Origin of the sequence: Erythrobacter sp. HKB08 (assembly GCF_004114695.1) — a bacterium.
In the GTDB taxonomy this organism is placed as follows: domain Bacteria; phylum Pseudomonadota; class Alphaproteobacteria; order Sphingomonadales; family Sphingomonadaceae; genus Parerythrobacter_A.
This window is the reverse complement of sequence record NZ_CP035310.1, coordinates 998,567-1,023,287: the sequence shown is the minus strand read 5'-3', so window position 1 is coordinate 1,023,287 and position 24,721 is coordinate 998,567. Positions and strand designations below refer to the sequence as shown.

At 62.6% G+C, this 24,721-nt stretch carries 28 protein-coding genes and 1 tRNA gene; 12 read left to right on the top strand and 17 right to left on the bottom strand.

Features of this window, described 5'->3' with window-relative positions; genetic code table 11:
• Positions 1-135: 135 nt before the first annotated feature.
• Positions 136-1,629, top strand: a complete 1,494-nt coding sequence (locus tag EO245_RS04840) for a SulP family inorganic anion transporter (protein ID WP_128891867.1) — start codon at positions 136-138, stop codon at positions 1,627-1,629.
• 2 nt (positions 1,630-1,631) lie between these two features.
• Here the strand turns inward: EO245_RS04840 and EO245_RS04835 are convergent, their stop codons facing one another.
• From EO245_RS04835 to EO245_RS04820, 4 genes are read right to left on the bottom strand one after another with little or no spacing between them, the layout of a single operon-like run.
• Positions 1,632-2,036 carry an ACT domain-containing protein gene (locus EO245_RS04835; RefSeq protein ID WP_128891866.1) on the bottom strand — a complete coding sequence of 135 codons (405 nt, stop codon included), beginning with the start codon at positions 2,034-2,036 and terminating at the stop codon, positions 1,632-1,634.
• Positions 2,037-2,038: 2 nt separating this feature from the next.
• The gene (hslU, locus tag EO245_RS04830) at positions 2,039-3,340 is read right to left on the bottom strand and encodes an ATP-dependent protease ATPase subunit HslU (protein ID WP_128891865.1); all 1,302 of its coding nucleotides are present in this window, start codon (positions 3,338-3,340) and stop codon (positions 2,039-2,041) included.
• Positions 3,341-3,357: 17 nt separating this feature from the next.
• Complete coding sequence (hslV, locus tag EO245_RS04825) at positions 3,358-3,915, bottom strand: ATP-dependent protease subunit HslV (protein ID WP_128891864.1); 558 nt, start codon at positions 3,913-3,915, stop codon at positions 3,358-3,360.
• 60 nt (positions 3,916-3,975) lie between these two features.
• Positions 3,976-4,446, bottom strand: a complete 471-nt coding sequence (locus tag EO245_RS04820; RefSeq protein ID WP_128891863.1) for an outer membrane protein assembly factor BamE — start codon at positions 4,444-4,446, stop codon at positions 3,976-3,978.
• Positions 4,447-4,638: 192 nt separating this feature from the next.
• On the opposite strand from EO245_RS04820, the gene EO245_RS04815 reads away from it, so the two are divergent.
• Positions 4,639-5,151 carry a ubiquinol-cytochrome C chaperone family protein gene (locus tag EO245_RS04815; protein WP_128891862.1) on the top strand — a complete coding sequence of 171 codons (513 nt, stop codon included), beginning with the start codon at positions 4,639-4,641 and terminating at the stop codon, positions 5,149-5,151.
• A complete protein-coding gene (locus EO245_RS04810) occupies positions 5,148-5,669 on the top strand; it encodes a DUF177 domain-containing protein (protein WP_128891861.1) in 522 nt (173 codons plus the stop codon). The genes EO245_RS04815 and EO245_RS04810 overlap by 4 nt, the downstream gene beginning before the upstream one ends.
• Here EO245_RS04810 and ssb read toward each other — a convergent pair whose 3' ends face one another.
• The 5 genes from ssb to EO245_RS04785 all read right to left on the bottom strand — a co-directional run bounded on the left by ssb (position 5,670) and on the right by EO245_RS04785 (position 9,661).
• Positions 5,670-6,191, bottom strand: a complete 522-nt coding sequence (ssb, locus tag EO245_RS04805) for a single-stranded DNA-binding protein (RefSeq protein WP_128891860.1) — start codon at positions 6,189-6,191, stop codon at positions 5,670-5,672. It abuts the gene before it with no gap.
• A gap of 35 nt (positions 6,192-6,226) precedes the next feature.
• Positions 6,227-8,080 (bottom strand): ferrous iron transporter B, encoded by a 1,854-nt coding sequence (locus EO245_RS04800; protein WP_128891859.1) that lies wholly within the window; start codon positions 8,078-8,080, stop codon positions 6,227-6,229.
• The gene (locus tag EO245_RS04795; RefSeq protein ID WP_128891858.1) at positions 8,077-8,316 is read right to left on the bottom strand and encodes a FeoA family protein; all 240 of its coding nucleotides are present in this window, start codon (positions 8,314-8,316) and stop codon (positions 8,077-8,079) included. The genes EO245_RS04800 and EO245_RS04795 overlap by 4 nt, the downstream gene beginning before the upstream one ends.
• A 65-nt stretch (positions 8,317-8,381) precedes the next feature.
• Entirely contained in the window at positions 8,382-9,041 is a 660-nt protein-coding gene (locus EO245_RS04790; RefSeq protein WP_128891857.1) for a COQ9 family protein, read from the bottom strand.
• Positions 9,041-9,661 carry an ankyrin repeat domain-containing protein gene (locus EO245_RS04785; protein WP_199798683.1) on the bottom strand — a complete coding sequence of 207 codons (621 nt, stop codon included), beginning with the start codon at positions 9,659-9,661 and terminating at the stop codon, positions 9,041-9,043. The genes EO245_RS04790 and EO245_RS04785 overlap by 1 nt, the downstream gene beginning before the upstream one ends.
• 159 nt (positions 9,662-9,820) lie before the next feature.
• Here EO245_RS04785 and EO245_RS04780 point away from each other — a divergent pair, with 159 nt between their 5' ends.
• The 6 genes from EO245_RS04780 to EO245_RS04755 are packed head-to-tail and all read left to right on the top strand — an operon-like array spanning position 9,821 to position 13,603.
• Positions 9,821-10,351, top strand: a complete 531-nt coding sequence (locus EO245_RS04780; protein WP_234026963.1) for an SCO family protein — start codon at positions 9,821-9,823, stop codon at positions 10,349-10,351.
• Positions 10,348-10,776: a YcgN family cysteine cluster protein gene (locus EO245_RS04775; RefSeq protein ID WP_128891855.1), complete on the top strand. Its 429-nt coding sequence runs from the start codon at positions 10,348-10,350 to the stop codon at positions 10,774-10,776. The genes EO245_RS04780 and EO245_RS04775 overlap by 4 nt, the downstream gene beginning before the upstream one ends.
• A 4-nt stretch (positions 10,777-10,780) precedes the next feature.
• Positions 10,781-11,503 carry a M48 family metallopeptidase gene (locus tag EO245_RS04770; RefSeq protein WP_128891854.1) on the top strand — a complete coding sequence of 241 codons (723 nt, stop codon included), beginning with the start codon at positions 10,781-10,783 and terminating at the stop codon, positions 11,501-11,503.
• Positions 11,504-11,551: 48 nt separating this feature from the next.
• Positions 11,552-12,016, top strand: a complete 465-nt coding sequence (locus EO245_RS04765; RefSeq protein WP_128891853.1) for a hypothetical protein — start codon at positions 11,552-11,554, stop codon at positions 12,014-12,016.
• The gene (gene ribD, locus EO245_RS04760; protein ID WP_370246179.1) at positions 11,994-12,971 is read left to right on the top strand and encodes a bifunctional diaminohydroxyphosphoribosylaminopyrimidine deaminase/5-amino-6-(5-phosphoribosylamino)uracil reductase RibD; all 978 of its coding nucleotides are present in this window, start codon (positions 11,994-11,996) and stop codon (positions 12,969-12,971) included. The genes EO245_RS04765 and ribD overlap by 23 nt, the downstream gene beginning before the upstream one ends.
• Positions 12,972-12,982: 11 nt before the next feature.
• Positions 12,983-13,603, top strand: coding sequence for a riboflavin synthase (locus tag EO245_RS04755; protein WP_128891852.1), 621 nt, complete (start codon positions 12,983-12,985; stop codon positions 13,601-13,603).
• Here EO245_RS04755 and EO245_RS04750 read toward each other — a convergent pair.
• Together EO245_RS04750 and EO245_RS04745 are read right to left on the bottom strand one after the other, a co-directional pair.
• The gene (locus EO245_RS04750; RefSeq protein ID WP_128891851.1) at positions 13,600-14,778 is read right to left on the bottom strand and encodes an aromatic amino acid transaminase; all 1,179 of its coding nucleotides are present in this window, start codon (positions 14,776-14,778) and stop codon (positions 13,600-13,602) included. The genes EO245_RS04755 and EO245_RS04750 overlap by 4 nt on opposite strands.
• Positions 14,779-14,853: 75 nt before the next feature.
• Positions 14,854-15,711, bottom strand: a complete 858-nt coding sequence (locus EO245_RS04745; protein ID WP_128891850.1) for a DUF1134 domain-containing protein — start codon at positions 15,709-15,711, stop codon at positions 14,854-14,856.
• A gap of 212 nt (positions 15,712-15,923) precedes the next feature.
• On the opposite strand from EO245_RS04745, the gene EO245_RS04740 reads away from it, so the two are divergent.
• Together EO245_RS04740 and EO245_RS04735 are read left to right on the top strand one after the other, a co-directional pair.
• A tRNA-Ser gene (locus EO245_RS04740) sits at positions 15,924-16,014 on the top strand.
• Positions 16,015-16,179: 165 nt separating this feature from the next.
• On the top strand, positions 16,180-17,340 hold the full coding sequence (locus EO245_RS04735) for a site-specific integrase (protein ID WP_128891849.1): 1,161 nt from the start codon (positions 16,180-16,182) through the stop codon (positions 17,338-17,340).
• A gap of 28 nt (positions 17,341-17,368) precedes the next feature.
• Here the strand turns inward: EO245_RS04735 and EO245_RS04730 are convergent, their stop codons facing one another.
• From EO245_RS04730 to EO245_RS04705, 6 genes are all read right to left on the bottom strand, one after another.
• The gene (locus EO245_RS04730; protein ID WP_370246176.1) at positions 17,369-17,617 is read right to left on the bottom strand and encodes a helix-turn-helix transcriptional regulator; all 249 of its coding nucleotides are present in this window, start codon (positions 17,615-17,617) and stop codon (positions 17,369-17,371) included.
• Complete coding sequence (locus EO245_RS04725; protein WP_128891848.1) at positions 17,607-17,936, bottom strand: hypothetical protein; 330 nt, start codon at positions 17,934-17,936, stop codon at positions 17,607-17,609. Before EO245_RS04725 ends, EO245_RS04730 begins: the two co-directional genes overlap by 11 nt.
• Positions 17,937-18,472: 536 nt before the next feature.
• Positions 18,473-21,565: an efflux RND transporter permease subunit gene (locus tag EO245_RS04720; RefSeq protein WP_255416952.1), complete on the bottom strand. Its 3,093-nt coding sequence runs from the start codon at positions 21,563-21,565 to the stop codon at positions 18,473-18,475.
• Position 21,566: 1 nt separating this feature from the next.
• Positions 21,567-22,679, bottom strand: coding sequence for an efflux RND transporter periplasmic adaptor subunit (locus tag EO245_RS04715; protein WP_128891846.1), 1,113 nt, complete (start codon positions 22,677-22,679; stop codon positions 21,567-21,569).
• Positions 22,673-23,086: a hotdog fold thioesterase gene (locus EO245_RS04710; protein WP_128891845.1), complete on the bottom strand. Its 414-nt coding sequence runs from the start codon at positions 23,084-23,086 to the stop codon at positions 22,673-22,675. Before EO245_RS04710 ends, EO245_RS04715 begins: the two co-directional genes overlap by 7 nt.
• Positions 23,083-23,970 (bottom strand): alpha/beta fold hydrolase, encoded by an 888-nt coding sequence (locus EO245_RS04705; RefSeq protein WP_128891844.1) that lies wholly within the window; start codon positions 23,968-23,970, stop codon positions 23,083-23,085. The genes EO245_RS04710 and EO245_RS04705 overlap by 4 nt, the downstream gene beginning before the upstream one ends.
• A 77-nt stretch (positions 23,971-24,047) precedes the next feature.
• Between EO245_RS04705 and EO245_RS04700 the strand changes: the two genes are divergently transcribed.
• Positions 24,048-24,521: a MarR family winged helix-turn-helix transcriptional regulator gene (locus EO245_RS04700; protein WP_128891843.1), complete on the top strand. Its 474-nt coding sequence runs from the start codon at positions 24,048-24,050 to the stop codon at positions 24,519-24,521.
• Positions 24,522-24,721 lie beyond the last annotated feature (200 nt).

The following is a 24,721-nucleotide window of genomic DNA, read 5'->3' as shown; positions in this document are numbered from 1 at the left end:
TTCCGCCAACGGCACGCGGGCCGGCGCATCCGTATTTATCGGACCGGCGGGTTGTGTTGCAGCGCAGCATTGGCCATATGGCCCGCACGTCTCGCGCGCACCGGCGCGCAAATTTCACAAAGCACTGGAATTCTCATGTTGGACAGCGCCGCGCTTCGTCGCGACTGGTTTGGCAATATCCGCGCAGACATCCTTGCCGGGATCGTCGTCGCCCTCGCCCTCATTCCCGAGGCGATCGGCTTCTCGATTATCGCCGGGGTCGACCCACGCGTGGGCCTCTATGCCTCGATCGCGATCGCCATCGTGATCGCCTTCACCGGCGGTCGACCGGGCATGATCTCGGCTGCGACGGCGGCGGTCGCCGTGGTCGTGGTGCCGCTCGTGCGGGATTACGGTGTCGAATATCTCTTCGCCGCGACGATCCTGATGGGCATCATCCAGGGCATCGCGGCACTGCTTAGGCTCGATCTCCTGATGCAGTTCGTATCGCGTTCGGTCATCACCGGCTTCGTCAACGCGCTCGCGATCCTTATCTTCATGGCGCAGCTGCCGCAGCTGACGAATGTCGGCTGGGAAACCTACGCCATGGTCGCCGCAGGTCTCGCCATCATCTACCTGCTTCCCAAGCTCACCACGGCTGTCCCGAGCCCGCTCATCGCCATCATCGTGCTGAGCGCGATCTCGATCTACCTGAACGCGCCGGTGAACACGGTCTCCGACATGGGCCAGCTGCCCGAGGGCCTGCCCTATTTCGCGCTGCCCGACGTGCCGCTGACCTGGGAAACCTTCCAGATCATCCTGCCCTACTCGGCGACCATGGCTGCGGTCGGCCTGCTCGAATCGCTGCTGACCGCACAGATCGTCGACGACATGACGCACACTGGCAGCAACAAGCGCCGCGAATCTGCCGGACAGGGCGTTGCGAACATCGTCGCGGCCTTCTTCGGCGGCATGGGCGGCTGTGCGATGATCGGCCAGTCGGTCATCAACGTCACCAGTGGCGGCCGCGGGCGCCTCTCCTCGCTGACCGCAGGCGTGACGCTGCTGATCCTGCTCGCCGCTCTCGGGCCGCTGGTCGGCCAGATTCCGATGCCCGCGCTGGTGGCGATCATGATCATGGTCTCGATCGGGACCTTCTCGTGGAACTCGATCCCCAACATCGGCAAGCATCCATGGCAGAGCTCGGTCGTGATGGTGACGACGGTCGTCGTGGTCGTTGCGACGCACAATCTCGCGCTCGGCGTGCTGGCCGGCGTGGTGCTGTCGGGCGTGTTCTTCACCCACAAGGTGATGACCATGTTCGACGTCGTGCGCGAGCGTGACGGGGACACGGCGATCTACCGCGCCAAGGGGCAGATCTTCTTTGCCTCTGTCGAGCGTTTTGAAGCCGCGCTCGGCCCTGAAAGCGCCATGCCCGACCCGGCCGATCACGTGATCATCGATGTCAGCAAGGCGCATTTCTGGGACATTTCGGCCGTCGGCGCGCTCGACAAGGTGGTCGAGCGGATGCGCCGCAACGGACGCAGCGTGCAGGTCCGCGGCCTCAACCGGGCCAGCGCAGACCTCGTCGACAAGTTCGCCCTGACCGACAAGACCGGCGTTGAAAGCGGCCTCGCGCCGCACCCGTGATTTCAGGAGTGTGAAGCGGCGAGCGCTTGCAGGATTGCGAGCGCTTCGTCCGCGCGTGCCTCGGGCACGAAGGCATGGTCGTGGTGATAGGCCGCAACCATGTTGCAGGCGATGCCCGCTTCGGACAGTGCGCTTGCGACCGCTGCAGTCAAGCCGTGTCCTTCGAGGTCGGAGAGAACCTGAAGGGTGATGCGCCGGAATACCGGGTCTGCCCCATCGGTCATCTCGGCAGGCACGATCGCCGATACCCCCTCCGCCTCGCGAAAGGTCCCGATCGCACTGCCGAGCAGGCGCGGTGCTTGCTCCGGCGTAACGGTGACAAAGCACCAGCGCTCAGGGTCGAGCGCGGGGGACATGCCGGCGATCATCGCCGCAGTGTCCGAAACGCGCTCCCCCCCGCCCGCCATCGTCAGAGGATGTATTTGCTGAGGTCGCTGTCGCCCGCGAGATCGGTCAGCCGTTCGCGGACATAGGCTGCATCGACGGTGATCGTCTCACCGGCGTGGTCCTCCGCATCGAAGCTGATGTCTTCAAGCAGCTTTTCCATCACGGTCTGCAGTCGGCGGGCACCGATATTCTCGATGCTCTCGTTCACTTGCGCGGCGATCTTGGCGACTTCGCGCACCGCGTCCTCGGTGAAGTCGAGCGAGACGTCTTCCGTCCCGATCAGCGCGCGATACTGCTCGACGAGATTGGCGCGGGTTTCGCTCAGGATGCGGTAGAAATCCTCTTCCGTCAGCGCACGCAGCTCGACGCGGATCGGCAGGCGGCCCTGCAGTTCGGGGAGCATGTCGCTCGGCTTGGCGACGTGGAATGCACCGCTCGCGATGAAGAGGATGTGGTCGGTCTTCATCGGACCGTATTTGGTGGCGACCGTCGTACCCTCGATCAGCGGCAGCAAATCACGCTGCACGCCTTCGCGGCTGACCGAACCGCCGCGCACGTCACTGACCGCGATCTTGTCGATCTCGTCGAGGAAGACGATGCCGTTGGTCTCCGCATTCTCGAGCGCGACACGGGCAACGTCGTCCTGGTCGAGGCGCTTGTCGGCCTCTTCCTCGACGAGCTTGTCCCACGCGTCGGGAACCTTGAGCTTGCGGCGCTTCTTGGGCGTCTTGCCGAATGCCTTGCCCATCATGTCCGACAGGTCGATCATGCCGACGTTGCCGCCCATGTTGCCCATGTCGAACGGCATCTGGGAGGCTTCGGCGACCTCGATCTCGACCTCGACATCGTTCATCGCGTTCTGGACGATCCGCTCGCGGAAGCTCTCGCGGGTTGCTTCGGAAGCATTCTCGCCCACCAGCGCGTTGAGCAGGCGATCCATGGCCGCCTGGCTGGCAGCTTCGCGCACCGCTTCGCGGCGGCGTTCCTTCTCGAGGCGGATCGCTTCTTCGGCGAGGTCGCGGGCGATCTGCTCGACGTCGCGGCCGACATAGCCAACCTCGGTGAACTTAGTCGCCTCGACCTTCACGAACGGCGCTTCTGCCAACTTGGCGAGGCGGCGCGAGATCTCGGTCTTGCCGCAACCGGTCGGGCCGATCATCAGAATGTTCTTCGGCGTTACCTCGTCGCGCAGCTCGGCGCCGAGGCGCTGGCGGCGCCAGCGGTTGCGCAGGGCAACGGCGACGGCGCGCTTGGCGTCCTTCTGGCCGATGATGTGCTCGTCGAGCGCGGCGACGATCGCCTTGGGGGTCAGTGCTTCGGTCATGGAAACTCTTCGAAGGGTCAGACCGTCTCGACGGTCACATTGTCATTGGTGAAGACGCAGATATCGGCGGCGACCTTCATCGCCTTGCGCGCGATCGTTTCCGCATCGTCCTCGTATTCGGCAAGCGCGCGCGCGGCGGCGAGCACGTAATTCCCGCCCGAGCCGATCGCGGCAATGCCGCCTTCGGGCTCCAGCACGTCGCCATTGCCGGTGAGGACCAGCAGGCTCTCGCTGTCGGCGACGATCATCAGGGCTTCTAGGTTGCGCAGGTACTTGTCGGTCCGCCAGTCCTTGGCGAGTTCGACCGCGGCGCGCATCAGCTGGCCGGAATACTGCTCGAGCTTCTTTTCCAGCCGTTCGAACAGAGTGAAGGCGTCCGCGGTTGCGCCGGCGAAGCCTGCGACGACCTTGCCATTGCCGATCCGGCGCACCTTGCGCGCGTTCGGCTTCATCACCGTGTTGCCCATGGATACCTGCCCGTCACCGGCGATGACGATCTTGCCGCCTCGCGAGATACCGACGATGGTCGTGCCGTGCCACGGCGTCAGGCCGTGCGCGTTGCTGTTTTCGCTCATGCCGCGGGATATGGGGTGCGGCGCACGCGGGTCAAGCCGCCGCGCCGCGGGAAGGCTTGCTTAGCCGCCCGGGCCAGCGCCGCCACCTGCGCCCGGTGCGCCGACCTGGCCGATATTGCCGAACAGGTCTTCGAGGAAGCCGCGCTCCCGGCCGAGGGTCGGCGTCTCGTCGCCATCGGGCGTGAGATAGACGACCTTGTCGATGCCGCTGCGGTCGGCAGCGATGACGTTGCCGGCGGCATCGAACTTCACTGCAAGAACGCTGTGCTGGCGGATGCGCGGACGCACGAACGGACGGCGCCCGGTGACGCTGGAGACATAGTACCAGGTCTGGTCGCCGAACTGGCTGGTGAAGCTCGGCCGGCCGAGAGTCGCTTCGACCGATGCGCGGTTGTCGATGCCGGGCTGGATAGCGTCGGTCAGCACGGAGTCCTGGATGAAACCGCGGCTTTCGCGGATCGAGGAGCAACCTGTCAGCGCGGTACCCGCCACGAGGATCGCCGCTGCCGCCATCGCCTTACGTGCATTCATGGATCAAACCTTGTCCCGTCGTCGGACCCGGCCATCCTCCCCTTCGCGGGAGGGCTTGGACGCGGCCCTTCAATTCCTATATCGACGCGAGCCTTACGGCGATGACCGCCGCCTTGCAACTTCGCGCTTCCAGCGCTTGGGGATGGCGGTTTGAATTCCCGCTGAACACTTTGCGACCGGAGCGCCCAGCCGATGTCCTTCTTCTCCCGCCTTTTCGGCACCCAGCCCGACCCCAAGGAAGAGGTTCGCCCGCTGTGGCACGCTGTCGTGCGCGAGGCGCGCGAGCCGAAATACTATGCCGAAATGGGCGCAGCCGACACGATCGAGGGCCGCTTCGACATGATCACGGCGATTCTCGCGCCGGTCATCCTGCGGCTCGAGGCGAACAAGGACCTCATCCGCCATTCCGCCCTGCTGACCGAGCTGTTCGTCGAGGACATGGACGGCCAGCTGCGCGAAAGCGGCGTCGGCGATCCGGTCATCAGCAAGCACATGGGCAAACTCGTTTCCGCGATGGGCGGCCGCATCGGCGCGTTCCGCGATGCGCTGGCCGGCAAGCGCGAGCTGTCCGATGTCGTCGACAAGAACGTGACGCTCAGCGAGGGCACGGATCCCGCCCTGCTGGCTGCGGGCCTGCGCCAGTTCAGCGATCACCTGTCCGGTTTGAGCGACGATCAGGTGCTGGCAGGGGACATCGCGGCATGAGCGACAGCGAGTTCTCCCGCGTTGTGAAAGTCCGCCCGCTCCCGGCGGCACCGCTCGAACTCGAAGCGAGTGAAGCCGAGCGTGCCGCGCTTGCCGAACGATTCGGCATCGTTGCGGTCGACAGCCTCAAGGCGAGGGTCGAGCTGTCCGAAAGGGGCAAGGCGGTAATGGCCGAGGGCAAACTGTCGGCAAGGATCGTACAGTCCTGCGCCATTTCGGGCGAGGACTTCCCGGTCGAAATCGACGAATCGCTCGCCTTCCGTTTCGTCCCTCCGGCCAAGCACAGCGACGAGCCCGACATGGAAATCGAGCTCGACGCCGAAGAACTGGACGAAATTGAATACGAGGGCGAAAGTTTCGATCTCGGCGAAGCGATCGCGCAGACCCTCGGCCTCGCAATCGACCCCTACGCTGAAGGGCCCAATGCCGACGCAGCGCGCAAGGACGCCGGCATCACCAGCGACGATGCGCCAAGCGGGCCGCTCGCCGAAGCACTGGCGGCCCTCAAGAAAGACTGATCAGAACGGGATGTCGTCGTCGAGATCGTCGTAGTTCGAGCCGCCGCCCGAACCGCCACCCGACGAGCTGCCGCCCTGGCCGCCGCCGAAGCCGCCACCACCGCCGGAGCCGCCTCCGCCCTGGTTCCAGTCGCCGCCGCCACCGCCGCCGCGCTGGCCGCCGCCACCGCTGGCGCCGTCGAGCATGGTGAGCGTGCCGTTCAAGCCGCGGATCACCACTTCGGTCGAATAGCGGTCGTTGCCCGACTGGTCCTGCCACTTGCGGGTCTGGAGCTGGCCTTCGACATAGACTTTCGAACCCTTGCGCAGGTAGCGCTCGACCACGCCGACGAGACCTTCGGAGAAGATTGCGACGGTGTGCCACTCGGTGCGCTCCTGGCGCTCGCCGGTGTTGCGGTCCTTCCAAGTCTCGGTCGTCGCGATGCGCAGGTTCGCGACCTTGCCGCCGTTCTGGAAGCTGCGGACTTCGGGGTCCGCGCCGAGGTTCCCGATCAGCATTACCTTGTTGAGAGACCCGGCCATAATTCGCTTCCTTCGCTAGATTTCGAGAAGCGCGCCTAAAGCCCCAGGGCGAGCGCGCTCCAGTAAGTGATTCCCGCGAAGATGTAAGCGAGCGCGAACAAATACCCAACCATGAAGGCGGGCCATTTCCACCCGTTTGTTTCCCGCCGCGCGACTGCGATGGTCGAAACGCATTGCGGTGCGAAGACGAACCACGCGAGGAAGGCGAGCGCAGTCGGCAGGCTCCAGCGCTTGGCGACCTCGGTTTCGAGCGCCTCCATGGTCGCGTCCTCGTCTTCCGATTCGACCGCATAGGTCGTCGCAAGGGAAGAGACCGCAACTTCGCGCGCCGCCATGGCGGGCACGAGCGCAAGCGTCATTTCGCGGTTGAAACCGACCGGCTCGAAAGCCGGGTGCATTGCGCTGGCGATCTGGCCGGCGAAGCTTGCATCGATCTGGCTCTCGCCCGGATCGGCCTTGGGGAAGGTCAGCAGCAGCCACAGGACGACCGTCGCAGCGAAGATGATCGTGCCCGCACGGCGCAGGAAGACCCACGCACGTTGCCACAGGCCGATGAGCATGTCCTTGGGGCGCGGCCACTGGTAGCGCGGCAGTTCCATGATGAAGCCGCTCGCCTGCCCCTTGGTGACCGAGCGGCGAAGGACCAGCGCAACGACCATCGCGCCGACGATCCCGGCGACATACAGCGCGAACAGCACCAGCCCCTGGAGGCCGATGCCGGGCCCCACACTCGTCGCCGGGATGACCGCGGCAATGATCACGGCATAGACCGGAAGGCGCGCCGAACAGGTCATAAGCGGCGCGATGAGGATCGTCGTCAGCCGGTCTTTCGGATCGGCGATGCTGCGGGTCGCCATGATGCCCGGGATTGCGCAGGCGAAACTGGAAAGCAGCGGGATGAAGCTGCGCCCCGACAGGCCGACGCTCGCCATCAGGCGGTCCATCACGAAGGCCGCGCGGGCCATGTACCCGCTAGCCTCCATGACGAGGATGAAGGCGAAGAGGATGACGATCTGCGGCAGGAAGACGACGACCGAACCGACGCCTGCGATAATGCCTTCGGTCACGAGATCGCGCAGGAAACCTTCGGGGAAATTGGCAACGACCCATTGCGAGGCTGCGCCCGCACCTGCGTCTAGCGCATCGGCGAACGGCGTCGCCCAGGCAAAGACCGCCTGGAAGATCACGAAGAGCAGGCCGAGCAGGACGAGCGGGCCGAGCCACGGGTTGAGCAACACCTTGTCGAGGCCCGCATGCAGGCGCCGCTCGCGGCTTTCGGCAAGGATTGCCGCCTTGGCGATGTTGCGCGCGGTCAGGCGGCGCTCCGGCAGGGTGATGTGCGGACGCGGTTCGGCATGATCCATCGTCTCGGCCTTCGCCTCGGCGCTGCCGATGGCTTCGAGCAGTTCGCCCAATCCCTTGCGGCGCACGGCAACGGTCGAGATGACCGGGATGCCCAGCGCTTGCGACAGGGCTGCAGGATCGAGCGTCAGCCCGTCGCGCTCTGCGAGGTCGACCATGTTGAGCGCGACCACGGTCGGCACGCCCAGCTCGATGACTTCCTGCGCGAAGACCAGGTGCTGCTCGAGATTGGCTGCGTCGAGCACGAGGACGAGCGCATCGGGCTTCGCCTCGCCCGGGAATTCGCCCATCACGACCTTGCGGGTCACTTCCTCGTCGGGGCTGGATGCGTCGAAAGAATAGCTGCCGGGCAGGTCGACCAGCTCGATCGGTTCGCCGCTGGGCAATTCGATCCGGCCGACTTTTCGTTCGACCGTCACGCCGGGATAGTTGGCGATTTTCTGGCGCGCACCGGTCAGCGCGTTGAACAGGGCGCTCTTGCCGGCATTGGGGTTGCCGACGAGCGCGGCACGGCGAAGGCGGGTCATTGGACCTCCACCGTCATGGCCTGCGCATGCGAGCGGCGAATGGCGATTGTGGTGCGACCGATGCTTACGGCCAGCGGGTCGCGCGTGCCGAAAACGCCGCGGTGCGCGAGCGCGATTTCCGCGCCGTCGTCGATCCCGAGCGCACGCAGGCGCTTGGCATCCTCGATCGCAATACTGTCCCAGTCGACCGCGATAATCCGCACGCGGCTGCCCAGTTTGATTCCATCCAGCGTCATGCGCAGCGCGCTGCCAGAGGCACCAGCTAATTGCAACTGATTATCAATAGTGAATGGCAGGCGGATCAGTTCGCCGGATAGCGCAGGCGTCCGAGGAAGCGCGTGAGGCTGAAGGTTTCACCCTGCGGGTTGAGCCATTTGGCCTTGGCCTTCTCGAATTTCATTACGCCTTCAATACGGCGGTCGAGGAAGGCGCGGGTCTCGGCCTTGCCTTCCGAATCGTCCTCGGCAAACACCGCGAGCGTCGCGGCATAGATGCCGGCGAGGATCGTACGCTTCGTATAGTGGTTGTAGTCGGTCGCCGTGTCGCCGGCGAGCCGCCACATCAGGTCGGCCGAGTTCCAGCCGGTCTTGAGCGATTTCGCCGCGTTCTGCGGCATGGCCATGATCGCGGTCGCGCGCCGCAGCGCCTCTTCCTGACCGGCAATCGCATCGAGCCGGAACTGCACCAGCGTGCGAATCCGCTCGCGGATCGGCAGTTTCGCGAGGTCTTCCTGCGAGAAGCTGGCGATCATCGCGGCATCGACGCTCTCGATCCATGCGGCAATCATGTCCATCGCGCCGCCGGGATAGGCGAGCCGCGCGACGTCCGGATCGGCACCCGCCATGTCCGCAGCGATTTCGACCGCCTGGTCGCTCCAGCCGTCGAACACGGCCGAGTTGCCGACTTCGGGAGCGAGAGCGAGCCGCAGCTCGTCGAGCGTCATGTCGGCGTATTCGGTCATCAGAAGGAAGGGCCGTAGGTCTGCTGCGCGGCGTCGGATTCCTCCGAGGCCTTCTTGTCGTGCTCATTCAGCAAATCGACCAGGATGGTGTTCCCGTTCATCAGCGCCACGTAGTCGCGCGCCGAACGACCCGAATTGTCCGTCCTGTCCGGATTCGCGCCGTTTTCGAGCAGCAGGCGCATCAGCGCGGTATCGCGCCGGTGGACCGAGGAAATCAGCGGCGTCTCGCCCGCATCGTTCGACACATCGACATCTGCACCGGCCTTGAGCAGTTCCTCGACACCTTCGACGAAGCCGAGATTTACTGCGAGGACCAGCGGCGTCACGCCGTTGCGATCTGCGATATTGGGGTTCGCCCCGCGCTGCGAAAGGAACTTGATCCACGTGACGTCGCGGCGCTTGGTCACGATGTGCAGCGCGGTTTCGCCATTGGCCTTGTCGCGCGTGTTGACGACGACCGAGCCCGGTTCGTTCAGGGCATTGGTAACGGCTTCACCGTCGCGATCCTTCACGGCCTTGAGGAACTCGTAGCCGTCGGAGAAAATCTGCGCGGCGGCAGGGGCCGCCAGGGCTGCGAGAGAGGCCAAGATGAGAGCCTTGCGAACAAACGCGCGGGCCATGGGTAACGTCCTTCCAAAATTCGGTTCAGGGCATGACTCGCCCTCTTGTGCAGTGCCGATTAGCAGAGCATGAAGCGTCGCGCCATGCTTCGCCCCCTGCTTTGTCTCATCGCTCCGCTTTCCCTTGCAATCGCCGCCTGCAGCGCAGGTTCCGAACCGGTGGGGCCCTCGCCCGACGGGGTCGACCTGCGCGGCTCGGAAATCGGGGGCGAGTTCACGCTTACTTCGGATGAAGGCAAGGACGTGAGCTGGAGCGATTTCGACGGGCAATACCGGCTGGTCTATTTCGGCTTCGCCTATTGCCCCGACATATGCCCGACCGACGTCGGACGCTTCTCGCAAGGCCTCTCGAGCTTCGAGCAGGAGAACCCGGAGCTCGGTGCCAAGGTGCAGCCGATCTTCGTCACCATCGATCCGGAGCGCGATACGCCGGAAGTCGTCGGCGAGTTCATCGACAATTTCCACCCGCGCCTCATCGGCCTCACCGGAACGCCCGAACAGATCGCCAAGGTCGCCGAGGATTTCGGTGTCGTCGCGATCAAGGGCGAGGAAACTGCCGAGGGCGGCTATCTGATGGAGCATTCCACCTTCACCTACCTGTTCGGACCGCAGGGCGAACCGCTGGGCATCGTACCGACCGACAAAGGGCCGGAGGGTGTCGCGGCGGAGCTCGAGCGCTGGGTGCGATGAGGGACAGGTTCTGGGAGCTTCCCCTTGCCGAACTGACGCGGGAGGAATGGGAGGCCCTGTGCGACGGTTGCGGCAAGTGCTGCCTGCACAAGCTCGAAGATGCCGACACCGGCGAGGTCGAGCATACCAATGTCGCCTGCAAGCTGCTCGATTGCGAAACCGCACGATGCTCGGACTATCGCAACCGAAAGGCTTTCGTGCCGGACTGCCTGCGCCTCACAATGAAGATCATCGACGATGTGCCATGGCTACCCTCGACCTGCGCCTATCGCCTGCGGGCAGAGGGCAAGCCGCTGCGGGAATGGCACTACCTTCTCTCCGGCAGCCGGGAGACGATCAAGCAGGCCGGGGTATCGGTAGCCGGGCGGGTCGTCAGCGAGATCGATGCAGGGCCCCTCGAACATCATGTGGTCGAGTGGGACTGATGCGATGATCGACTGGCTGCGCCCCGACATGCAGGATCCCCGGATCGAGATCGGCGGGAAGATGATCCCGCTGCACATCCGGCGCCATCCCACGGCAAAGCGGATGACCATGCGGATGGAACCCGACGGCAGCGCCGTGCGCATCTCGATCCCGCGCTGGGGACGGACGCGCGAGGCGCTCGAATTCGCCCGTTCGCGAGAGGAATGGCTCGGCAGGCAGCTCGCCAAGTCGCAGCCGCGCACCTCGGTCGGTCATGGGAGCGAGATCGCCTTCCGCGGAGCTCCGGTGAGGATCGAGTGGGATGCGACCAAGCCGCGCAGGGTCGCTTTCGCGCAGGACGCCCTCCACCTCGGCGGCCCGGAGGAATCCATCTCCGCCCGCGTGGAGCGCTGGCTCAAGGCAGAGGCCAAGGAATTGCTCCACGCCGACCTCGCATTCTATTGCGAGCGCGCAGAGGTCGAAGCGCCAAGCCTCGCCCTGTCGAGCGCCAAGCGTCGCTGGGGCAGCTGCTCGACTTCCGGCACGGTGAGGATCAACTGGCGGCTCGTCATGGCGAGCGACGAAGTGCGCCGCTCGGTCGTGGCGCACGAAGTCGCGCACCTCGTCCATTTCGACCACGGGCCGCAGTTCCACGCCTTCCTCGCATCGATCTTCGAACACGATATCCGCGCCGCAGACGGCTGGCTGAAACAGCACGGGCGCTCGCTCTACCGCCATTTCGGATAAGGGCGCTTTCACTGGCGAAGCGCCGCGCGAGCGCCTATGTTGCGCACCATGCGTTTTCTCCGCCGCCTCAATCCCGTTCCGGGCATCAAGGATTTCTGGAGCGAGTTCTCTCGCCCCAACCCGCATCGCTGGCCGATCCTCGGCGTATCGATGCTGATGACTTTCGGCCTGATCTTCCTGTTCACGCAGGAACGCGTCATCGGACTGCCGGCCGAGCCCGAAGTGATCTACATCTCGACCTTCGAGGAAGGACGCAGCGACGAGGAGATCCTCGCGTCCAACCGCGCCAACCAGGAACAGCAGGATGCGCTGCGCCAGGCACGCGAAGAACGCGAGGAGCGCCGCCGCGAGCTTTATCGTGCGCTTGGTCAGGCGACCGGGCTCGATACCGAGGAAATGGAACGCGAGATCGCTGAAGAGCGCGCCCGTGAAGAAGCCGAGGAAGCGCGCCAGCGGGCGGAACTTCTCGGCCGCGAAACAGAGACAGGCACTGGTGACACCTCGGCCGAGTGATGCCGACTGGCTGGCCGCGGCGGCTCGCCTCGCCGCGCGTGCCCGGCCCATCAGTGCGCCCAACCCTGCGGTCGGGGCGATCATCGTCGCCGAAGGCAAGGTTGTCGGACGCGGCTGGACACAGGCCGGCGGACGCCCCCATGCAGAAGCCGTTGCGCTCGCGCAGGCGGGCGAGGCGGCGAAGGGTGCGACGCTCTACTGCTCGCTCGAACCCTGTGCACACCGGTCGCAGCGCGGCCCGTCCTGCGCCTCCTCGATCGTCGAGGCCGAAGTCGGCCGCTGCGTGTTCGGCGTACTCGACCCCGATCCCCGCACCGCAGGCGAAGGCCTCGAAATCCTGAAGGATGGCGGCGTCGAAGCCGAGCACATGCCCTGCGAAGCCTCGCGCGCCAGCCTCGCCGGATACCTTGCCGTGCGGGAACTTGGCCGACCGCATGTCACGCTCAAGCTCGCCATGTCGCTCGACGGATGCATCGCTACTGCCAGCGGCGATAGCCAGTGGATCACCGGCGAGGAAGCCCGCGCGCATGTCCACTCGCGCCGCGCCATGAGCGATGCGATCCTCGTCGGCGGCGGCACCTGGCGCGCGGACCAGCCGCGCCTCGATGTCCGCCTGCCGGGCCTCGATGATCGCAGTCCGCAGCGCATCCTCCTGACGCGCGGCATCCCGCCCGATGGGGTGCGGGTCATCAATGCGCCGGGCCAGATCGCGAATCTCGACGGCATCCAGTACCTCTATGTGGAAGGCGGCGCGCAGACGGCGGCGGGGTTCCTCGAGGAAGACCTCGTCGACCGGCTCGAAATCTATCGCGCTCCGATCCTCATCGGCGGCGGACGACCCGCAATCGGCGACATCGGCCTGGCCTCGCTCGGCGATGCGCACCGCCGCTGGCGCATGGTCGAACGGCGCCAGCTTGGCAGCGACACGTTCGAAGCCTATGAGCGCACCCGCTAGAGGAGGCGCATCTGTTCACCGGCATCATCACTGCAATCGGAACCATCGAAAGCGTCGAGCAGCGCGGCGACCTGCATATCCGCATCGCCTGCCCGTTCGACCCTGAAGCCATGGCCATCGGCGCGTCGATCGCCTGTTCGGGCGTCTGCCTGACGGTGGTCGATCGTGGCGGCGCGAAGGGCGATAGCTGGTTCGCGGTCGATGTGTCCGGAGAGACCGTGTCGCGCAGCGTGCCGGGCCTGTGGACCGAGGGGCGCAAGCTCAACCTCGAAGGCGCGCTCAAGATGGGTGACGAACTCGGCGGCCATATCGTCACCGGCCATGTCGATGCGGTCGGCAAGGTGGTCGAGGTCGCGGATATCGGCGATTCGACGCGTCTCGTCATCCGCGCGCCTGCCGAGCTGGCGCCTTACATCGCGGCGAAGGGATCGATCACCGTCGACGGTGTGTCGCTGACAGTGAACTCGGTCGAAGACCAGAGCGACGGGGCATGCGACTTCATGCTCAACATCATTCCGCACACCGGTGAAGTCACCACGCTCGGGACGCTCGCGGCGGGCGATGCCGTCAATCTCGAGATCGACGTACTTGCCCGTTATTTGAAACGCATGGAAAGCCTGCGCGCGAGCTAACCCGCGACGTCGGCCAGGGCAGCGATGAACTTGTCGATATTGCCCTTGGTCAGACCGGCCACGTTGATCCGGCCCGAGCCCGCCATATAGACCGCGTGCTCTTCGCGCAGGCGCGCGATCTGGTCCTTGTCGAGCTTCAGCATCGCGAACATCCCGTTCTGCTCCGCCAGCGGGGCGAGATCGAGGCCGCTCACCTGGTTGTCGGCCGCAGCCAAGCGCTCACGCACCCAGCGCAGGCGATTACGCATCGATTCCAGCTCGTCGAGCCACTGCTGCCTGCGCGTGTCGTCGCGCAGCACCAGCCGCACCGCTGCGCCGCCGTGGTCCGGCGGCATCGACCAGCTCGCACGAGCCAGCGCATTGAGGTTCGAGAGGATCGGGTCGAGCCCGCTCGAATTCTTCGCCATCACATAAAGCGCGCCGACACGGTCGCGGTACATGCCGAAGTTCTTGTCGCAGCTGTAGGCGATCAGTGCCTCGTCGACCGCGTTCAGCACGCGCCGCACGCCATAGGCATCCTGCTCGAGCCCGTGGCCAAGGCCGTGATAGGCGACATCGAGGATCGGCAGCGCGGGGCTTTCGGCCAGCGCTTCGGCGATCTCGACCCATTGCGCGGGCGTGTAGTCGATACCGGTCGGGTTGTGACAGCAGCCATGCAGCAGGACGGCTTCGTTCTCGCCCGCCCCGCGGATCGCTTCGAGCACCGCTTCGAGGTTTGCCGTTCCGTCCGCATTGGCATGGTCGAAAGCGGCCACTTCGAGATCGAGATCGCGGAAGATCTGCGCGTGGTTCGGCCAACTGGGCGTGCCCATGTGGATGCGGGTTGCGCCGGCATGCTTGGCAACCGCAGCGGCGAGGCGGACAGCGCCGGTGCCGCCGGGCGTCTGCATGCCTTCGATCCGGCCGCCCATCGTCGCGTCCTTGCCGAAGATATAGGGCATCAGCGAGTGGACGAAGCCGAGGTCGCCTTCAGGCCCGAGATAGGACTTGCTCTGCTGTTCGCCGATCAGCGCCTCTTCGGCGGCCTTGATCGACTTGAATACGGGGGTCGCCCCGTCGTCGGTGCGATAGACGCCGACGCCAAGGTCGATCTTGTCCTCGCGCTCGTCGGCGGCGTGGAGCTTGATGAGCGCCAGCAGCGCGTCGGGCGATTGCGGTTCGAGACGGTCGAGCATGCCGCTCCCTTGCATCAGGGATGCCGTCTCTATCAAGTCATTTGGCCTGCCTTCCCGGCAGGTTTTCTTTCGCGACTAGAAGGGCAGCCAGCGCTGCTTCTTGGAAAACTTCATGTAGCCCGCGTTGACCCCGAGCCTGAGGCCCGCGCCTACGCGGATCGGGATGAGCACCGTGTCGCCCTTGCGCAGATAGCTCGCGGTCATGCCGCCGACGACATAGGCCTGCCCCTCGCCCGAGGGGAAGCGCTCGTAAAGCTCTTCGGTGTCGTAGAGATTGTAGACGAGCACGAAGGTGTTGCCCGCATTCGCGCCTGCATCGAAGCCGATCGAGGGACCGGTCCAGTAAACCGGCTTCTGGCCTTCGACCTTGTGATAGAGCGTGCCCGAGCCGTAGCGCGCACCGAGGATGAACGCCCCGCCCGCTTCGCGCCCGACGATATACGCGTTGGGCTCGCCCTGCTCTTTCAGCAGGTCCTGGATGAGCCGCGCGACCCCTTCGGCACCCTTGCCGAACACGCCTTGCGCCGCGCCGATCAGGTCGTCTTCCTTGTAGGTCGCATCCTGCGCAGCCGCGACCTCGGGGTCGCCTGCAGCCTGACTCGCCGCTTCCGATGCATCACCCGAGGTGACCACCGGATTGCTCCAGCTGGGCGCAACCTCAGCGCCATCGGCAGCGCCACCCTGTCCGTCGAACACTTCGCTGACCGACGGGCGCGTGTCGGTTTGCGGAGCATTCACCTGTTCCGGAGGACTGGCCGGCGCGTCGTACACCGGCGCATCGCCCGGCTGTTCCATCAGGTCACCATCGATCGCGACCGACGGATCGACCGTCTCGATCTGCGCGGCGACCGGCGCTGCAAAGGCGAGCGCACCCGCGATGAAACCTGCGACACCCTTGGCGAAACGCTGCTGTGCCAGTTGAATCAACGGCATGGCCGTCTCCCGATCCGTCAAAACAATAACCCGCGTCCAAGAGAATCCATTGCACATGAACAGGCAATGGATGCGCGGCAGGCCGAATCGAAAATACGGTCAGACGAGTCCGCACAGGGTCGAAACGATTGAATTGCCGCGATGCGATATCCACCCTTGCCGCCCGCCAAGCGCCCCGTTATAGCGCGCCCCCTAATCGCTACGGCGAATGCGGAGACGTGGGTGAGTGGCTGAAACCAGTTCCCTGCTAAGGAACCATACCCATACCGGGTATCGAGGGTTCGAATCCCTCCGTCTCCGCCACCTATAACATCCCCTGAGATCCCAATAAGGCCGTGAAAGTCGCAGAATTCTGCAGTTTTTCGGCCTTGCATTGGATTCTTATGTTCTTATTATGTTCTACATCTTCCCACTATTTCTACGAAGAATTGTGGGAGCAGATGTGGGAGCGGAATGGAAAGGATGGATATGGGAAAGCTCACCGCACTACAGATTCGAAACCTCAAGGAACCAGGACGTTACGGAGATGGCGACGGTTTGGCGCTTGTCTTAACTGCCCAGAACAAGGGTTACTGGGTGCTCCGCAGCACGATCAAAGGGAGGCGTCGCGATATCGGGCTCGGCTCTCTTTCGCTCGTCAACTTGAAGGAAGCGCGCGAGAACGCATTCGAAATGCGCCGCGACATACAGCGCGGCATTGATCCGATCGCAGAGCGCAAGAGGCAGGAGGTCGTGGTGCCGACCTTTGCCAATGCGGCGCGCACTGTTCACGAGGAACAGAAGGCGGGCTGGAAGAATGGCAAGCACCAGACGCAATGGATCACGACACTTGAGAAGTACGCCTTTCCAAAGCTTGGTGACCGGCTGGTCGATGACATCGAAGGTCCAGTCATTCGCGAATGCCTGCTGCCAATCTGGCTGGACAAGCCCGAGACTGCGCGCCGCGTGAAGCAACGCATCGGGGTCGTTCTCGACTGGGCCTACGCCAATGGTATGCGCGAAACCGAAGCGCCGATGCGCTCGCTCGGTCGCGCCCTTCCCCGCCAACCCAAACAGGATAGCCACTTTGCTGCAATGCCATACAAGGACATTCCGGCGTTCTTGGAACATCTCCACAAGCGCACAACCGTTGCCCGCCTCGCTCTCGAATTCCTGATCCTGTGCGCTTCCCGTTCAGGGGAAGTGCGGGGTGCAAAATGGGCCGAGATCGACCTCAAGAACAGGCTCTGGACCATTCCCGCCGAGCGCATGAAGGTTGGTAAGGAGCACGTAGTTCCGCTTACTGACGCTGCAATCGATGTCTTGCAACGTGCCCGTCCCTTCTACGCCGAGTGCAGCGACATGATCTTTCCCGGTCGCAATGTCTTGCGACCGATGTCGGATATGACGCTGCTCAAGATCCTCCGATACGCCAAATTACCCTTCACTGTGCACGGCTTCCGGTCCTCGTTCCGCGACTGGGCGGCGGAGCAAACCAGTTACCCCGGCGAGGTCGCCGAAGCCGCGCTTGCGCACACCGTCGCAAACAAGGTTGAGGCCGCTTATCGACGTACCAACTACCTTGACAAGCGGCGCGACCTGATGCGCGATTGGGCTGCCTTTTGCACCAGCAATGGCAGGCTCAACTGACCCGCATTGCGGCTGAGCCGGAGCATCATCACTTGCTCCGGCTCATCAGCCATTCGTCGATCTCGTGCTCGATCCATGCGACCGAACGCGCTCCTAGTCGGACCGGTTTGGGGAACCTTCCTTCGTCCATCCAGCGATAGATTGTGGACCGGCCAAGGCCTGTCTTGTGCCGCACTTCCTTGAGCCTCAAGACACGTTTGATGTCCGTTTTGCGCGACACATCTTCGCCAATCGCCATGAGAAACGGCATCGACAGTTGCTCGATCTCATTCGCCATGGTCGCCTCCCTCTGGACGGGGTGCGACAAGGCCGAGGCGGACGAGCCTACGGTGATAGGCATCGACCACTAGATCGCGCAGATCGGTTTCGGGATGGTACGTGAGCAACGCATCCAGCGCGACCGTGATGAAGATATTCTGACGCATCGGATCGGTGGCAGGCGTGCGTAAGTCTGCCTCCATATCGCGCGTCCATGCATCGTGGATGCAATCGCCAACCACGATGCTGGAGCTTACCCCGCGCTCACGCGCTTTGGCCTTTATCCAGTCGTCAACTTGAGCGGTAACGTAAGTCTGTAAACAATGATTCCTTTTCATTTATCCAAGCTCCTTGTGTTCAAAGAACCTGGCTCACCCTTCGGAAGGCGACGACCAATTTAAGTCACGGCCAGCCTGTAGGAAAATGAAAAGTTCATCAGTGGTTTCAACAGCTTGGATGTCTCCGACTTGGGAGTGACTTGCGAATCCAATTCGTAAATCACGTTCAAGTTAGAAGTTCCACACCCATAAAATGACGTCCAACATCATGATATCTAACAAAAACTCTCGGCGGCACCGCTGCGTACGGTGTGCTTGTCAAGTTCCAATGTACGGAGGTCGTGCCAGTCGAATGCACTGACTGATCTAGGGAAGCATTTGCCCACTCCACAATCGGAGCGTGAGCAACCACTCCTGCCGAGAAGGTGCTTCCGATTTGTACCCCATTTAAGACATTGAGATAGCTTCTGCGCAATCCTGATAGCGGACATTCTAATAGACCACCAACGTCTCATAATGAGGGTGGAAAGCGGACAGTATTTGTTCGACCGCGCGCAGATCACAAAAACTGTTACCGACGAATCCAGCGCGCCTTCCTACGACGGTCTCTGCACAAACGGGGGTCTGAAATTGGTCACGACACTTCGTAGGTCCGAGGCTGCCGCGTAGGCTGCCGGGACTACGAGCAGAGTCAGGAAAGTCGAAGTGGTTAGCCCGCCGATGATGATGAAACCCATAGCATTGCGCCACTCCGCTGCATCTGACTGCGCCAGCGCTACTGGCAGCATCCCGAATACGGCAGCAAGCGCAGTCATGAGGACGGGTCGTAAGCGTTCTGGCGCGGCGTCGCGCATTGCAGAAGCAGCATCCTTTCCAGCTTCGCAATACCGATTGGCGAGATCGACGAGCAAGATACCGTTTTTCATCACAATCCCCATCAGAGCGATCATGCCGATTTGCGCGAACAGGCTCATTTCCTGGCCCGCTGCCCACATCAGGAAGTAGGCGCCGGAGAACGACAGTGGTGCCGTAAGCATGATGATAATGGGTTGCCCGAAGCTGTTGAACTGGCTGGCGAGCACAATGTAGAGCGCGACGATTGCGAGTGCGAATGCAAAGATAATGGCCTCGCTGGTTTCGGCGAGGCGACGGGCAGTGCCTTCCATTCGCGTCGCCAAGCCGGCAGGTGGCGGATTGGCGGTGAGCAACTCTTCCACATCAGCCACGGCAACGCTCAGCGCCACACCGGGAGCCGTATTGGCGAGCACTGAAATCTGGCGCGATCGATCGATGCGCTCAATTTCCGCAGCGCTCAGCGCAACGTCGACATCGGCAATGGCAGCAAGATCGACCAGAGTGCCCTGTCCGGTTCTGAGCGGAAGTACCTCGACATCGCCAAGCCCCTGTCGTCCACTTTCCTCCAGGCGCACGCGAATGTCATAGCGACGTCCATCAGCCTCAAACGTACCTGCATCGCTTCCGCCAACCAGCGTTCGCGATGCGGCGGCCAGGCTGCGCGCAGAAATCCCGAGATCGGCGGCCCGGTCGCGGTCGAGGACGATTTGCAGTTCCGGCCTGCCACCTTCGTAAGACGAACGTACGTCGACAAATTCGGATCGTGCGGCAAGCTCGCCCTCCAGCCACCGCGCGTATTCGTTGATGGCTGTGATGTCCGGTCCGGTGATGATCAATTCAATTGCAGTCTGTCCGACCCCGGCACCCGATACCCATGGAACCTCCTCCACGGACACCTCCCGCGCTGCCGGAACATCTCCCAGTATCTCGTTCCGCGCGAAAGTCATCACGTCGTCCTGCGTTGCCTCGCGCGACCGCTTGGGCGTCAACCCGATATATACATCCAGTTCGTTGATCTTCGGATTGATTCCGCTGCCCGCACTCACGAAAACGAGTTCGACTTCAGGATTCTGGCGCAGCGAGGCATCGACCTGCTCTGCCGCCTTCTTCGCCTCGGAAACCCCTGTGCCCTGAGGGAGCTTGACCGTCGCGAGGAACTCGGATCGGTCCGTGGTGGACATGAAGGTGCTCGGAACGAGCGCGGCAAAAAATCCGCCGATCAGCACGCTGGCGAGCGCCCCCCCAAGCACGAGATAACGGCGGTTGATCGCCCAGGACACGAGCCTTTCGTAGCGTTGACGCATCCCGATATGGAACCGTTCAACGCGTCCGAGCCAGCCACTTTCCGCATGTTCGGGGCGCAGCAACCTTGCCGATAGTGCTGGTGTGAGCGTGAAGGCGACCAGCATCGACACGCTGACCGAAAAGACGATTGCCAGACCGTATTGAAAGAAGAAACGACCTACAATTCCTTCCATGAAGGCGATCGGCACAAACACCGCCAGCGTCGCGAATGTGCCTGCCAGCACTGCCAAGGCCACTCGTCTGGTTGCAGTGTGGGCAGCTTCGGTCGCGTCTCCCCCTTCATCAACGTCGTTCTGGACCGCCTCGACCACAACGATGGCATCGTCGACCAACAGGCCGATAGCGACTGTCAGCGCCAGCAACGTGACCATGTTAACAGTAAAATCGAAAGCCGCGAAGGCAACAAAGGTTGCGACAATCGAGGTCGGAATAGCAAGTAGCACGATGACCGTTGCGCGCCAGCTAAGGAGAAACAGGAAGGTCACTGCCACCACCAGCACCACGGCAATGAAGAGGTCGAACAGCACGTCGCCAATGGCCTGTTCAATAAAGCGAGACGTGTCGCGAGCGATGATGAAATTGACGCCCTCGGGAGCGGTGGTCCGGATGCTTTCGATTTCTGCGCGGATCTGTTCTGCCACAGCGACCGTGTTCTCGCCGCTTTGCTTGCGGACTTCGAGAACAACGCCCGGTTCCCCATCGAGCTGGGCATAGCTCTCCTCGTCTTCAATGGAGTCTTCGACGCGCCCTACATCGCCGATCCGAACAGTCTGTCCATTGGGCCGGTAAAGGATCGGTATCGCGGCAAATTCCGCCGCCGTTCGTGCTTCGGCAAGGGTGCGGATGCCGAACTGGCGCGTGCGCCCCTCGGTAACCAGGCGACCACCGGGCAGTTCGGCATTCTCGCGTTGGATCGCGCCGAGCACATCGTCTGCCGTTACTCCGCGCGCGCGCATCGCAGCCGCATCGAGCCATATGCGCATTTCGCGTTCTCGCCCGCCAACCAGCTCGACCGAACCGACGCCGGGCACGCGCTGCAATCGCTCTTTCACCTCCTCATCAGCAAAAGTGGTCAGGTTGCGGATGGGCATGTCGCCTGACAGGAGAACCGACAGGATCGGCGCGGCATCGGGATCAACCTTCTCGATCACCGGCGGTTCGGAATCGTCCGGCAGATCGGCCGCCAGCCGCGACATCTTGTCGCGTACTTCCTGCGCCTTGAGGTCGGCATCCTCCTCCAGCTCGAACTCGAGATTGACGATGCTTACACCCTCGGCGCTAATCGATCGCATCTGGCGCAAGCCGGCGATCGTGTTGAGCTGTTCCTCTATGACGTCGGTGACTTCGGTTTCCATGGTGCCCGGAGAAGCGCCCGACAGAGCGGTTGTTACAGAGACGTATGGAAACTCTACCTCAGGAAAGAGGTCGACGCCGAGCCGGTTGAACGAGACCAAGCCAAGTACGACGAGCGAAGCGATCAGCATCGTCGCGAATACCGGTCGCCGGATCGAAACGTCTGCAAGCCACATATCAGCTTGCGCCGCGGGTTCTGCTTGATTTGACCGGCTCGTCATTCCGCAATGTGGCCGGAGGATTGAGAATAACCTCGTCGCCCGGTTCCAGCCCTGAGCGGATACGCACCCGATCGAGGTCGATACTATCGAACGCCACTTCCCGGCGCTGTGCCTTTCCGTTTACGACCACGAAGACGTAGGCTGTAGCGCTGTCGCCGAGTATTGCCGCGCGGGGCAGAACGATCGCTTGCACTGGCGGCACCGAGATCTCGGCTCTGACTGCCAGCCCTGAACTGATGCGGTAATCGGGATTACGGATCGGCAGCCGCAGTTCGACCATCCGGCTTTCAGGATCAACCCGGTCGTTGATGATGTACACGGTACTGTCGAATGGCTGCTCGAAGCCTTCAATGTAGACCCGCGCTGGCATGTTACGCCGAAACGCGTCGACATATTCCTGCGGCGCGTTGACGATGGCGGCAACGATCCCGAGCTCTTGCAATTCCAGCGCGGCTGATTGACCTCCCATCGAAAAGCGATTGTTCAGGTATACACCTTCATCGACCATCCGCGCGGTTACTACGCCATCGTATGGCGCACGCGTGATTGTGTCGGCCAATGCCTGCTGTGCGGTGCCGAGGGCCGCTTGGGCCTGTGCCTTCTGCGCTCGCGCTACAGCCAGCTCCGTCTCAGCTGCGTCAACTTGGGCTTTCGAAACGAAACCCCTTGGGGCAAGGGCCATAACGCGTTCGTAACGCCTTTCGGCCTCAATCGCTTGCGCACTTGTCAGATCGACTGCTGCCTGTGCTTCAACTACGCGTCGCTGATAGTCGGCCTGGCGGATACGAAAAAGCGGTTGTCCGCGAGATACCCTGTCGCCGACCTTGACGAAAATTCGTTCTACTGGCCCTTCGGTAAGCGCACCAATCGCACTGCGCTGTTTGGCTGCAATCGTGCCGAATGCTTTAACTGGTTCAGCGAACGGTTGGGATTCGACCATCGCCGTCGTAACTTCGCGCGGCTCTGCCTGAGCTTCTGGCGCAGTCTCGCCCCCCTCAGTTTCGCCTGAACAGCCAGCAAGCGTCAGCGCAAACACAGCCAACCCAGCAAGAGCACGGCGCGCTAGCATATGTAGGCACCTCTGCCGCTGGCGAGCAGCTTGCCATTGGGCCCTGTGAGACTGGTCTCGGCAACCGAGAATTGCCTTCCGGCCTTTACCACCTTACCAGTTGCGATCAGCGGTCCAGAGGTCGCCGGTCGATGATAGTCGACCCTCAGATCAGCGGTCGCCTTCGCGGTCACACCGTGCGCAAGCAGGGTATAAAGCCCTGTGAGGTCGATCAATGACGCGAGAACCCCTCCATGGGCCGAACCAATCATCGGGTTGGAAACAATCTCATCACGCCAGGGCATTTCGATCACGAGTTGATCACGCGTAACTGACCGAATCTTGAGGTCGAGCCATCGATGAAACGGGGCAATCCGCAACATCTCATGGAGACGCTCACGATCAATCGGGGTATGATTCTGATTCATGAAACCGGCTCTTCGGGGCTGTGCTGTCGCATCAGGAAATTGACGATAGCAATCGAGAAGGTGTCATTCGCATCACCCACCACCATATGGGTGGCATCGGCGATGTCGGTGTATTCCATGTGCGGAACCAGACCGCGCAGATGTGTCACTGCGTCTTCGGAAACCAGATCACTCGATCCGCCGCGAATGAGGTGAAGCGGCAAGGAAAGCCGACTTGCTGCATCGCTCAGCATATCGAACTGCCGTTCCTGATGGTTCGGATCGCTTCGCTTAGCGGTCATGATGTTGCGGATGAACGCAGGGTCCCAATGCCAATAGTAGCGGCCATCTCCCTTCTGCCTTAAATAGCGGCGCAGTCCTTCCCCTGCACCGCGTTTCTGGCGATGGGGCATGTAGCGGGCGATAATTTCTGCCGCCTCTTCAGGTGAAGAAAAGCCCTGGTCGACATGTTCTTCCATGAAGCCCACTACGCGCATCACGCCGCCCGCATCCATGCGCGGAGCAATGTCAACAAGTGTTAGCGATGCAAAACTTTCGGGGGCGAGGTATCCTTCGGCAATAATCCCGGAAAGCCCGCCAAGAGAGGCACCCACGAGGGCTGGCTTGCGATCCAGCTTCGAAGCGATAGCAACGAGATCGGAGGCGAAGTCACGCATTTCGTATGCTCCGCTACGAGACCATTCGCTGTCACCATGACCGCGCATATCAATGGCAATCGCGCGGTAGCCAGCCCTGGCCAGATCACCAGTTACCCGCTTCCACGCGCGGCGTGTCTGGCCGCCACCATGAGCGAGCAGGACCGGCATCGCGCTGTCGTCACCGACCACTTCTGCGGCAAGGGAAAGTCCTCCCGATCCCTCGATTTTGGTGGTCACGCTTTCCATATCGCAAACCACTATATTGTAAATTGCCTTACAGTAAATGACTTTATCTAAATCGGTGCTGTGTTAAGGTGCTCTGCATGGCAACCAAGTTCGAGAATGATGCCGACGAAAAGGCAGCAGCCTTCCTGACCGATCAAGACCGATTGGTTTTTCTCTTGGAAGAGCTGACAAGACGATTGCGTCGCACCTTCGACACTTCAGTCGAACAGTTTGGCCTCACCCGTACCCAGTGGCGTGCATTGGCCTACCTCTACCGCACACCCGGCATGACCCAGACGGAACTGGCCGGACAACTTGAACTGGAGCGGGCAAGCATCGGGCAAGCAATCGACCGGCTAGAACATCTGGGCTTGGTCGAGCGGCGCAGCGCCAAAAACGACCGGCGCGTGTGGCAAGTGCACCTCCAGCCCGCTGCAATCGACTTGCTTCCAAAAATGCGGGTCGAGGCGGATCAGATCTATGCGCGCTTGCTTGAGGGAATAAAGGGTGAGGACTTGGAAGCATTCAAGTCTACCTTGGCCACAATGCAGCACAATTTGGGCGATGCCTAACGAGAGCGACGGTCCCCCGAAGAGAATGTTACATGGCCAGCTGGATTTGGTGCCATCCCCGAGAAGCGGTGGCAATTTTGCTGCCTGGCCATTTATGTCCACAATGGGTCGTGACCAGACGGTCCGCTTTCGCACGGCTTCCGTTCAACACCAGACAACCCGGAAACGGACCAGAAACAACCTCAAACGCCAGCTTGGCT

Coding starts and splice junctions, on each gene's coding strand:
- EO245_RS04715 (WP_128891846.1), bottom strand. CDS start 22,679: ATGCTAGCGCGCCGTGCTCTTGCTGGGTTGGCTGTGTTTGCGCTGACG.
- EO245_RS04735 (WP_128891849.1), top strand. CDS start 16,180: ATGGGAAAGCTCACCGCACTACAGATTCGAAACCTCAAGGAACCAGGA.
- EO245_RS04815 (WP_128891862.1), top strand. CDS start 4,639: ATGTCCTTCTTCTCCCGCCTTTTCGGCACCCAGCCCGACCCCAAGGAA.
- EO245_RS04765 (WP_128891853.1), top strand. CDS start 11,552: ATGCGTTTTCTCCGCCGCCTCAATCCCGTTCCGGGCATCAAGGATTTC.
- EO245_RS04810 (WP_128891861.1), top strand. CDS start 5,148: ATGAGCGACAGCGAGTTCTCCCGCGTTGTGAAAGTCCGCCCGCTCCCG.
- EO245_RS04720 (WP_255416952.1), bottom strand. CDS start 21,565: ATGTGGCTTGCAGACGTTTCGATCCGGCGACCGGTATTCGCGACGATG.
- EO245_RS04795 (WP_128891858.1), bottom strand. CDS start 8,316: ATGACGCTGGATGGAATCAAACTGGGCAGCCGCGTGCGGATTATCGCG.
- EO245_RS04770 (WP_128891854.1), top strand. CDS start 10,781: ATGATCGACTGGCTGCGCCCCGACATGCAGGATCCCCGGATCGAGATC.
- EO245_RS04725 (WP_128891848.1), bottom strand. CDS start 17,936: ATGAAAAGGAATCATTGTTTACAGACTTACGTTACCGCTCAAGTTGAC.
- EO245_RS04790 (WP_128891857.1), bottom strand. CDS start 9,041: ATGACCGAATACGCCGACATGACGCTCGACGAGCTGCGGCTCGCTCTC.
- EO245_RS04700 (WP_128891843.1), top strand. CDS start 24,048: ATGGCAACCAAGTTCGAGAATGATGCCGACGAAAAGGCAGCAGCCTTC.
- EO245_RS04730 (WP_370246176.1), bottom strand. CDS start 17,617: ATGGCGAATGAGATCGAGCAACTGTCGATGCCGTTTCTCATGGCGATT.
- EO245_RS04800 (WP_128891859.1), bottom strand. CDS start 8,080: ATGACCCGCCTTCGCCGTGCCGCGCTCGTCGGCAACCCCAATGCCGGC.
- EO245_RS04775 (WP_128891855.1), top strand. CDS start 10,348: ATGAGGGACAGGTTCTGGGAGCTTCCCCTTGCCGAACTGACGCGGGAG.
- hslU (WP_128891865.1), bottom strand. CDS start 3,340: ATGACCGAAGCACTGACCCCCAAGGCGATCGTCGCCGCGCTCGACGAG.
- EO245_RS04750 (WP_128891851.1), bottom strand. CDS start 14,778: ATGCTCGACCGTCTCGAACCGCAATCGCCCGACGCGCTGCTGGCGCTC.
- EO245_RS04705 (WP_128891844.1), bottom strand. CDS start 23,970: ATGGAAAGCGTGACCACCAAAATCGAGGGATCGGGAGGACTTTCCCTT.
- EO245_RS04820 (WP_128891863.1), bottom strand. CDS start 4,446: ATGAATGCACGTAAGGCGATGGCGGCAGCGGCGATCCTCGTGGCGGGT.
- EO245_RS04835 (WP_128891866.1), bottom strand. CDS start 2,036: ATGGCGGGCGGGGGGGAGCGCGTTTCGGACACTGCGGCGATGATCGCC.
- EO245_RS04745 (WP_128891850.1), bottom strand. CDS start 15,711: ATGCCGTTGATTCAACTGGCACAGCAGCGTTTCGCCAAGGGTGTCGCA.
- EO245_RS04710 (WP_128891845.1), bottom strand. CDS start 23,086: ATGAATCAGAATCATACCCCGATTGATCGTGAGCGTCTCCATGAGATG.
- EO245_RS04785 (WP_199798683.1), bottom strand. CDS start 9,661: ATGGCCCGCGCGTTTGTTCGCAAGGCTCTCATCTTGGCCTCTCTCGCA.
- EO245_RS04840 (WP_128891867.1), top strand. CDS start 136: ATGTTGGACAGCGCCGCGCTTCGTCGCGACTGGTTTGGCAATATCCGC.
- hslV (WP_128891864.1), bottom strand. CDS start 3,915: ATGAGCGAAAACAGCAACGCGCACGGCCTGACGCCGTGGCACGGCACG.
- ssb (WP_128891860.1), bottom strand. CDS start 6,191: ATGGCCGGGTCTCTCAACAAGGTAATGCTGATCGGGAACCTCGGCGCG.